The sequence below is a fragment of the Streptomyces sp. NPDC003248 genome, assembly GCF_055563235.1.
In genome coordinates, this window is record NZ_JBVHDT010000018.1 from 139481 (window position 1) to 149041 (window position 9561).

The 9561-nt window shown below is 70.8% G+C and carries 7 protein-coding genes; 6 read left to right on the forward strand and 1 reads right to left on the reverse strand.

Annotated features, from left to right (window positions below; genetic code table 11):
- Window positions 1-61: 61 nt before the first annotated feature.
- The 4 genes from ACZ3KJ_RS31230 to ACZ3KJ_RS31245 all read left to right on the forward strand — a co-directional run bounded on the left by ACZ3KJ_RS31230 (window position 62) and on the right by ACZ3KJ_RS31245 (window position 6335).
- Complete coding sequence (locus ACZ3KJ_RS31230) at window positions 62-2296, forward strand: ABC transporter ATP-binding protein (RefSeq protein WP_467531900.1); 2235 nt, start codon at window positions 62-64, stop codon at window positions 2294-2296.
- Between the two features lie 162 nt (window positions 2297-2458).
- Entirely contained in the window at window positions 2459-3346 is an 888-nt protein-coding gene (locus ACZ3KJ_RS31235) for a FadR/GntR family transcriptional regulator (protein ID WP_467531901.1), read from the forward strand.
- Between the two features lie 426 nt (window positions 3347-3772).
- Window positions 3773-5308, forward strand: a complete 1536-nt coding sequence (locus ACZ3KJ_RS31240; RefSeq protein ID WP_467531902.1) for an RNA polymerase sigma factor — start codon at window positions 3773-3775, stop codon at window positions 5306-5308.
- Between the two features lie 166 nt (window positions 5309-5474).
- A complete protein-coding gene (locus ACZ3KJ_RS31245) occupies window positions 5475-6335 on the forward strand; it encodes a S1 family serine peptidase (RefSeq protein WP_467531903.1) in 861 nt (286 codons plus the stop codon).
- A gap of 123 nt (window positions 6336-6458) precedes the next feature.
- On the opposite strand, the gene ACZ3KJ_RS31250 is transcribed toward ACZ3KJ_RS31245, so the two are convergent.
- The gene (locus ACZ3KJ_RS31250) at window positions 6459-6689 is read right to left on the reverse strand and encodes a DUF7455 domain-containing protein (RefSeq protein ID WP_385064691.1); all 231 of its coding nucleotides are present in this window, start codon (window positions 6687-6689) and stop codon (window positions 6459-6461) included.
- 441 nt (window positions 6690-7130) lie between these two features.
- Here ACZ3KJ_RS31250 and ACZ3KJ_RS31255 point away from each other — a divergent pair, with 441 nt between their 5' ends.
- Together ACZ3KJ_RS31255 and ACZ3KJ_RS31260 are read left to right on the forward strand one after the other, a co-directional pair.
- Window positions 7131-9254 (forward strand): DNA gyrase/topoisomerase IV subunit B, encoded by a 2124-nt coding sequence (locus ACZ3KJ_RS31255; RefSeq protein ID WP_467531905.1) that lies wholly within the window; start codon window positions 7131-7133, stop codon window positions 9252-9254.
- A 41-nt stretch (window positions 9255-9295) separates the two neighbouring features.
- Window positions 9296-9561, forward strand: a 266-nt coding sequence (locus ACZ3KJ_RS31260; protein WP_467531906.1) for a transposase, incomplete at its 3' end; no start/stop codon positions are given.

A 9561-nucleotide genomic window follows, 5' to 3' on the forward strand; every position in this document is an offset into this window, starting at 1 on the left:
TAACTGCACATAAAGGCGCGCGATACCAGAAAATGGGACATACTGCGCTACCTTGCTACGGGTGATCCAGGCCTTCGGACTGACCAGCAATCCCCGCAACGAGCTTCCGCCCGCCCTCGACGACGTCTCCTTCGAGGCGCGGGCCGGTCGCGTCACCGTGCTGCTCGGTGCGCCGGGCGCGGGCAAGACCACGGCGCTGAGGCTCATGCTCGAACTCCAACAGGGCCGTGGCGTCACCTACTTCAGAGGGCGCCCCCTGCACCGCATCGCCCATCCCTCGCGCGAGGTCGGCGTGCTCCTGGGCGACGTGCCGGGACATCCCGCCCGTACGGTCCGCGGCCATCTGCGCATGCTGTGCGCGGCTGCGGGCGTGCCGGCCCGCCGGGCCGACGAAGTCCTCGAGGTGGTCGGCATCGTCAGCCTCCGCGAGGAGCGTCTCGGCACACTCTCCCGCGGCATGGACCGCCGGCTCGGTCTGGCCTGCGCCCTTCTCGCCGACCCCCACACGCTCGTCCTCGACAACCCCGCCGAGGGGCTCTCCGAGCGCGAGAGCCGGTGGCTGCACGGCATGCTGCGCGCGCACGCCGCCCAGGGCGGCACCGTCCTGTCGACCACGGCGGACTCCAAGGAGGCCACGCGCATCGCCGACCGGGTCGTCACCCTGGACCAGGGCAGACTCGTGGCCGACCAGGAAGCCCGCGACTTCGCCCGCACCCGGCTGCGCCCCCGCGTCGCCGTCCGCAGCCCCCACGCCGCCCGCCTCGCCGCCCTGCTCGCCAAGGAGGCCCGCACCGGGAGGCGTTCCGTCGAGGTCGTGCAGGAAGGCGGCAACCGGCTCTCCGTGTACGGCAGTACGTGCGCGGACGTGGGCGAGACGGCGTTCCGGCACGGCATCCTCGTGCATCAACTCGCGGACGAGGTAGGAGACATGGGGCCGGGTGCCGCACAGGAGTGCCCGGAGGCCCGGGAGGGCGCCCGCCCGCCGGGCGAGACCACGCAAGCCCCGGCCACGCAAGCCGCGGCCGCCAACCCGGCCCTCGCCGCGGTCGGCGGCGAGCGGCGGCCTTCGCCGGTGCCGCACCAGCCGGCGAACCGTGCGGCCTCCCGCGGCACGGGCACGCCCCGCAAGCGGGACCGGACCGAGCCCTCCGCTCCGGCAGCCGAGGCCACGCCCCCCGGCACGGCTGACGCGGCCGCCGTCCCCGTCCCCACCGCCACTGCCGCCGGAGCCCGGGCATCCGCCACCGGACCCCGGCCAGCCACAGATGAGGCACCGGCGGCCGTCACCGGCGAGGCGCCGCCCGCCACTGCCCGTGAGGCATCGCCCGCCACCGCCCGCGAGGCGCCGCCCGCCGTCACCGGCGAGGCGCCGCCCGCCGTCGCAGGTGAGATGCCGCCGCCCGCCTCCCGCGACGTACAGCCGCCCCTGGGCGCCGAGGCGCCGGCCGCGGGCGCAGGCGAAGCGTCAGCCACGCCCGCCGGCGAGGCCCTGCCCGCCCTCCCGCCTCCCATCTCCGTCCGTCCCGCCCCCAGCCCCCTGCGCCCCCTGCGCTACGAGGTGCGCCGCGCCTCCGGCATCAGCACCGGCTTCCTCACCACGGCCGCCGTGCTGATCGTCTCCGCCGTCACCACCCTTCTGCTGGCCCGTATCGGCCACACCCCCCACCCGCGGCTGCTGGCCGCCTGGCCCGCGCACCTGCCGCTGCCCCCGGCGGCGCTCGGTGCCGGCCTGGTCGGCGCGCTCGCCTTCGGCGACGAGTTCCGCCACCCCGCCCTCGCCGCGGACCGCGGCACCGTGCCCCGCAGGCTGGGCCTGCTGACCGCGAAGCTCGTCGTCACCGCGGTCACCGCGGTGATGATGGCCTTCCTGACCGTGGGCTGTGACGCCGAAGTGCTCTACCTCGTCCACGGACGGGAGTTCGCGAAGGATCCCGAGGACTGGCCGGCGCTGAGCGCGAGCTGGGTCGCGCTCGTCGTCGGCTGTGCCTGGGCCGGCGTCCTGGCGGCGGGTGTCTTCCGGTCCACCACGGCCGGGCTCGCCGCGGTCCTCGCCGTGCCCGTGGTCGGTGTACCCCTCGTGCAGAAAGCGGTGGAGAGCGCGTCCGTGCGCACCGCGGCGGGATTTTCGGTCCGTGCGCGCGAGCTGTTCCTGTTGCAGTGGCCCTTCGGCGGGGAACGCTACCTGACCGCGGCGGGCCGGGTGGTCGGCCAACCCGTGGGCGGAGCGCTGGCGTTGGCCTTGGCCGCGTTGCTGTGCACGTACGTGCTCACGACGCTGCGCAGCCGGGTCCGATGACGACTGTTCGTGCGCATCCGGACTCCGCATGTGCACAACTCCCCGCAGAAAGCCCGTTTCTTTCCGATAAGGCGTCAATTGCGGCGTCGTGAGCGATCACCCTTTCGTGTGCTTTTCACCAAAGACCTCAAGGGAGTTGGAGGCGACGCCGACAAAGGATGCGTGAGTACCCTTGCGCACACCATGATGACCGCCGCCCGCTCCGCCGACTCCGGTCTGGCCGGCCCGGGCGATCTCGACCGCTACCCCTACGCCGAGGCTCCCGCCGCGGACCGCGTCGGAGCCCCTGTCTGGGAGGGCGCGGACCCCGAGCTGGGCCGTGTGGGCCGACGTGCCGCGGGCAGCCGCGGACGCGGGCTGCACGGCCAACTCGTCCAGCAGTTGGGCCAGATGATCGTGTCCGGCGATCTGGGCGCCGACCGCCCGCTCGTGCCCGAGGAGATCGGCCAGCGCTTCGAGGTCTCCCGCACCGTCGTGCGCGAGTCGCTCCGCGTCCTCGAAGCCAAGGGCCTGGTCAGCGCCCGGCCGAACGTGGGCACGCGCGTGCGCCCCGTGAGTGACTGGAACCTCCTCGATCCGGACATCATCGAATGGCGGGCCTTCGGTCCGCAGCGCGACGACCAGCGGCGCGAGCTGAGCGAGCTGCGGTGGACGATCGAGCCGCTCGCCGCCCGCCTCGCCGCCGGACACGGGCGCGAGGAGGTCCAGCAGCGGCTGGCCGACATGGTCGAGATCATGGGGCACGCCATGGGGCAGGGCGACGCGCTCACCTACTCCCGCGCCGACGCCGAGTTCCACTCGCTGCTCATCCAGATCGCGGGCAACCGCATGCTGGAGCACCTTTCCGGGATCGTGTCGGCCGCCTTGCAGGTGTCGGGAGGCCCCGTCACGGGCTGTGACCGGCCGACCGAGACGTCCCTGGCGCACCACGGCAGGATCGTCGACGCCCTCGCCGCGGGCGACGGCGCCGGGGCGGAAGCCGCCATGCGCCAGCTGCTCACCGTCCACCCGGAGGTGGAGCGCGTCGTTCCGGCGCCACGCGAGCACTGAGCGCGCACCGCGGGCGGCAGGGCCGGTGAGGCTTGCCTCCCACGTGTCACCCTCAGTCGCCGCCCCGCCCTCCGTCGGACCCCGCAGGACCCGATCACGGGCCTGCGGGGTCCGACGGTGCGACGGGGCGGGTTGGGCCGCCGCGGCATGGGTAGACGTCGCTGGTGACCTTTTACGCCCGCGTCTGACCGTTTTTGAGCGCTTACGGGGTGTGACTCGGGCCACGAAGATTGGGCGTAACGCTCGTGGAAACAACGCGATGACCTAAGAGGTGACAGCCGCGGAGGGAATACGGACGCCGTTCAAGGCGCTGTGGAACTCCCCGGCCCCCGCCCGCACCGTCGGCCCATCCCCAGGCCGGTGGTCGGCTCCTGTCCACACCGGACGGGGCCGGAAGCCGTTTTCCAACGTTCCGAGAGGTTGTTCGTGTCGGCCAGCACATCCCGTACGCTCCCGCCGGAGATCGCCGAGTCCGTCTCTGTCATGGCGCTCATTGAGCGGGGAAAGGCTGAGGGGCAGATCGCCGGCGACGATGTGCGTCGGGCCTTCGAAGCTGACCAGATTCCGGCCACTCAGTGGAAGAACGTACTGCGCAGCCTCAACCAGATCCTCGAGGAAGAGGGTGTGACGCTGATGGTCAGTGCCGCGGAGCCCAAGCGCACCCGAAAGAGCGTCGCAGCGAAGAGTCCGGCCAAGCGCACCGCGACCAAGACGGTCGCGGCCAAGACGGTGACCACCAGGAAGGCCACCACGCCCGCCGCCCCGGTCGCGCCCGCTGCGGACGACCCCGCAGACGAAGCCGCCCCCGCGAAGAAGGCGGCTGCCAAGAAGACGGTCGCCAAGAAGGCGGCCGCGAAGAAGGCCGCCCCCGCCAAGAAGACGGCGGCCAAGAAGACCTCCGCCAAGAAGGACGACGTCGAGCTCCTCGAGGACGAGGTGCTGGAGGAGGCGCCCAAGGCGGGCGACGAGCCCGAGGGCGCCGAGAGCGCCGGCTTCGTGCTCTCCGACGAGGACGAGGACGACGCCCCCGCACAGCAGGTCGCGGCCGCCGGTGCCACCGCCGACCCGGTCAAGGACTACCTCAAGCAGATCGGCAAGGTCCCCCTGCTCAACGCCGAGCAGGAGGTCGAACTCGCCAAACGCATCGAGGCCGGTCTCTTCGCCGAGGACAAGCTGGCCAACGCCGACAAGCTCGCCCCGAAGCTCAAGCGCGAGCTGGAGATCATCGCCGAGGACGGCCGCCGCGCCAAGAACCACCTCCTGGAGGCCAACCTCCGCCTCGTGGTCTCCCTGGCCAAGCGGTACACCGGTCGCGGCATGCTCTTCCTGGACCTCATCCAGGAGGGCAACCTCGGTCTGATCCGCGCGGTCGAGAAGTTCGACTACACCAAGGGCTACAAGTTCTCCACGTACGCCACCTGGTGGATCCGTCAGGCGATCACCCGTGCCATGGCCGACCAGGCCCGCACCATCCGTATCCCGGTGCACATGGTCGAGGTCATTAACAAGCTCGCGCGCGTCCAGCGCCAGATGCTCCAGGACCTGGGCCGTGAGCCCACCCCGGAGGAGCTGGCCAAGGAACTCGACATGACCCCGGAGAAGGTCATCGAGGTCCAGAAGTACGGCCGCGAGCCCATCTCGCTGCACACCCCCCTCGGTGAGGACGGCGACAGCGAGTTCGGTGACCTCATCGAGGACTCCGAGGCCGTCGTCCCGGCCGACGCGGTCAGCTTCACGCTCCTCCAGGAGCAGCTGCACTCGGTCCTCGACACGCTCTCGGAGCGCGAGGCGGGCGTCGTCTCCATGCGCTTCGGTCTCACCGACGGTCAGCCGAAGACCCTCGACGAGATCGGCAAGGTGTACGGCGTCACGCGCGAGCGGATCCGCCAGATCGAGTCCAAGACGATGTCGAAGCTGCGCCACCCGTCCCGTTCGCAGGTGCTGCGCGACTACCTCGACTGAGACGCGGCCCGGCCACGACGACAGCGACGGCCCGGTTCCCCCGCGGGGGCCGGGCCGTCGGCTTCCCCCGCGGGGGCCGGGCCGTCGGCGTGGCCGCGCGGGTGCGCGGTGTCACGAGCTGCCTCACCCTGGGTGTTCATCGATCACTCCAGAGTGAGGAGCGTTCATGCGTCGTTCCTTTGTCCGGGCCCTGGCCCGGCCGTTGGTCCTGACAGCCGCGGCCATGGCGATACCGCTGGTCGCGGCTGCACCCGCCGCTCCGGCGCCGTCGGACGGCGTCGTCGTGGGTGGCTTCCCGGTCGATGTCTCCACCAGCCCCTGGGCGGTCGCGCTGTCCAGCCGTGACCGGTTCGGCGGTATGCGGTCGGGACAGTTCTGCGGGGGTGTGGTGGTAGGGCCGTCCACCGTGCTCACGGCGGCCCACTGCATGGGGGAGGAAGTCCTGGGGGCGCCGCGGGCGACCGATCTGAAGGTCGTCGCGGGCCGTACGGACCTCTACTCGGACACGGGCCGGGAGATCCCCGTGGGGGAGGTCTGGGTCAACCCCGCCTACGACACCTCGACCAACTCGGGGGACTTCGCCGTGCTCAAGCTCACCGAGCCGCTCCCGCGGTCCTCGGTCATCGGCATGGCCGCGGCGGGCGATCCGGCCTACGCGCCCGCGACGGAGGCCCTGGTCTACGGCTGGGGCGACACCACGGGCATCGGGTCCTACGCGCACAGCCTGAGGGCCGCCCGCGTCCATGTGCTGGCCGACAGCCTCTGCGAGGCGGCGTATCCCGGCCCGACCGACGGCAGGTACGTGGCGCGGACCATGGTGTGCGCCGGGGAGGCGCGGGGCGGCCGCGACGCCTGTCAGGGCGACAGCGGCGGACCGCTGGTGGCGAAGGGCCGGCTCGTCGGGCTGGTGTCCTGGGGGAGCGGCTGCGGCCGGGCCGGGAGCCCGGGCGTCTACACACGGGTGTCCGACCTGGTCCGGACCCTGGGCTGGAGCACCGGCTCCCGGAAGCTGCCCAGGACCGCCTGACGCGGCCGGGCGGGGACTCGGGGCAACGACGTGCGGGCGGCCGCCCCTGGGATGCAGGGGCGGCCGCCCACGTGCCGGCCTGCGCCGGAGCTGCTCGTCGTGGAACGCGTGGGACGCGAACGGTCAGCGTTCTTCTTCGGAGGCGGTAGCGGGAACGGCCGTCAGCCGCTCCGTCTCGTCCTGTATCTCAGCGGCGATCTTCTTGAGTTCCGGCTCGAACTTGCGGCCGTGGTGGGCGCAGAAGAGCAGTTCTCCGCCGCTGAGCAGGACGACGCGCACGTACGCCTGGGCGCCGCAGCGGTCGCAGCGGTCAGCGGCCGTCAGCGGGCTCGCGGGGGTCAGAACAGTAGTCACGTCGCCTCTTCTCTAGCTCGACGAGCTGTCGTACCAGGGTCAACATCCAACCAGCCCCAAAACGTTCCCGCTCGTGGCTTCTCCTCGAAAAAATCTTCCGAGGTGGCCGTCTGCTGCCGGTTTGGCGGCGAATGTGCCGTATTGCGTGTCTGTGTGTCTTACGGTTTCGCGCTGTCGGTCATGGTCGCGTCCTCCCGGCTGGATTGCCGGTTTGTTCAGGAGGACGTGCCCGGAGCCTAAATGGTTCATGCCTCGAAGGGAACGTGATATGTACTTCACTCCATCGAGGGATCGAACACTCATACGACTCTGGACTAGTCTGCGTTCAGACGAGGGTGGCGTTACAACGGCTCTACCAGGCCTCGGTACCCTCTTGGCGGCGACCGATGCCGCGCCCTTCCCCACTAGGGCCCACTTGAAATTCAGCGAGGAGCGAACCGCGTGACCGCCGAGACGTCCGTGCCGTCCACTGCGCTGCTGGCAGGAGCAGACAGGGACGGTTCCAACTACACCGCGCGGCACCTGCTCGTCCTCGAGGGCCTCGAGGCCGTACGCAAGCGCCCCGGTATGTACATCGGCTCGACCGACAGTCGTGGCCTGATGCACTGCCTCTGGGAGATCATCGACAACTCCGTCGACGAGGCCCTCGGTGGTTACTGCGACCACATCGAGGTGATCCTCCACGACGACGGCTCGGTGGAGGTCCGCGACAACGGCCGGGGCATCCCCGTCGACGTCGAACCCAAGACCGGCCTGTCCGGCGTCGAGGTCGTCATGACCAAGCTGCACGCCGGCGGCAAGTTCGGAGGCGGCTCCTACGCGGCCTCCGGCGGTCTGCACGGTGTGGGTGCCTCCGTGGTGAACGCCCTGTCCGCCCGCCTCGACGTCGAGGTCGACCGCGGCGGGCACACGCACGCGATCAGCTTCCGCCGCGGTGTCCCCGGCGCGTTCGCGGCCGACGGCCCGGACGCCCGGTTCGAGGCCGCGGGCGGCCTGCGCAAGGCCAAGAAGATCCCCAGGACCCGCACCGGCACGCGCGTGCGGTACTGGGCCGACCGCCAGATCTTCCTCAAGGACGCCAAGCTCTCCCTGGAGAACCTGCACCAGCGCGCCCGCCAGACGGCGTTCCTGGTGCCCGGCCTGACCATCGTCGTCCGCGACGAGTACGGCCTCGGCGAGGGCGGCAGCAAGGGCGAGGAGTCCTTCCGCTTCGACGGCGGCATCAGCGAGTTCTGCGAGTACCTGGCCACCGACAAGCCCGTCTGCGACGTCCTCCGCTTCACCGGTCAGGGCACCTTCAAGGAGACCGTCCCCGTCCTGGACGACCACGGTCAGATGACCCCGACCGAGGTCACCCGCGAACTCGGCGTCGACGTGGCGCTGCGCTGGGGCACGGGCTACGACACCACGCTGCGCTCGTTCGTCAACATCATCGCCACCCCCAAGGGCGGCACCCACGTGGCCGGCTTCGAGCAGGCCGTGGCCAAGACCATGAACGAGGTCCTGCGCGCCAAGAAGCTGCTGCGCGTCGCCGAGGACGACATCGTCAAGGACGACGCGCTCGAGGGCCTGACCGCGGTCGTCACCGTCCGGCTCGCCGAGCCGCAGTTCGAGGGGCAGACCAAGGAGGTGCTCGGCACCTCGGCGGCCCGCCGGATCGTGAACACCGTGATCACCCGGGAGCTCAAGGCGTTCCTGACGTCCACGAAGCGGGACGCCGCGGCCCAGGCCCGGGTCGTCATGGAGAAGGCGGTCGCCGCCGCGCGCACCCGTATCGCGGCCCGCCAGCACAAGGACGCGCAGCGCCGCAAGACGGCCCTGGAGTCCTCCTCCCTGCCGGCCAAGCTCGCCGACTGCCGCAGCGACGACGTCGACCGCAGCGAGCTGTTCATCGTCGAGGGGGACTCCGCCCTCGGTACCGCCAAGCTCGCCCGGAACTCCGAGTTCCAGGCGCTGCTGCCGATCCGCGGCAAGATCCTCAACGTCCAGAAGTCCTCCGTGACCGACATGCTCAAGAACGCCGAGTGCGGGGCGATCATCCAGGTCATAGGAGCGGGTTCCGGTCGCACCTTCGACATCGACGCGGCCCGCTACGGCAAGATCATCATGATGACCGACGCCGATGTCGACGGCTCTCACATCCGCTGCCTGCTGCTGACCCTCTTCCAGCGCTACATGCGGCCCATGGTGGAGGCCGGACGGGTCTTCGCCGCCGTACCGCCGCTGCACCGCATCGAGCTCGTCCAGCCCAAGAAGGGCCAGGACAAGTACGTGTACACGTACTCGGACCGTGAGCTGCGGGACAAGCTGATGGAGTTCCAGACCAAGAACGTCCGGTACAAGGACACCATCCAGCGCTACAAGGGTCTCGGCGAGATGGACGCCGACCAGCTGGCGGAGACCACGATGGACCCGCGCCACCGCACCCTGCGCCGCATCAACCTCTCCGACCTGGAGGCGGCGGAGCAGGTGTTCGACCTCCTCATGGGCAACGACGTGGCACCGCGCAAGGAGTTCATCTCCAGCTCGGCGGCCACACTGGACCGGTCGCGCATCGACGCCTAGGCGGTGTCTTCAATTGATCTTGGATGGTGGATCATGGTCGGGTGATACGTCGTCATGAACTGTCCGACGCCGAGTGGGAGTTCGTCCGGTCGTTGCTGCCTGTGTCGTCGCGGGGGCGGAAGCGGTTGGACGACCGCAGGGTGCTCAACGGGATCGTGTGGAAGTTCCGGACCGGCACCGCTTGGCGGGACGTGCCCGAGCGATACGGTCCGTGGCACACGCTGCACACCCGCTTCCGCCGGTGGGCCCTGGACGGCACCTTCGAGCGGATGCTCCGTGCCGCCCAGGCACAGGCGGATGCGGCCGG

Bases quoted from the DNA above. Each gene is read 5' to 3' on its own strand.
- ACZ3KJ_RS31245 (WP_467531903.1), top strand. From the start codon at position 5,475: ATGCGTCGTTCCTTTGTCCGGGCCCTGGCCCGGCCGTTGGTCCTGACA.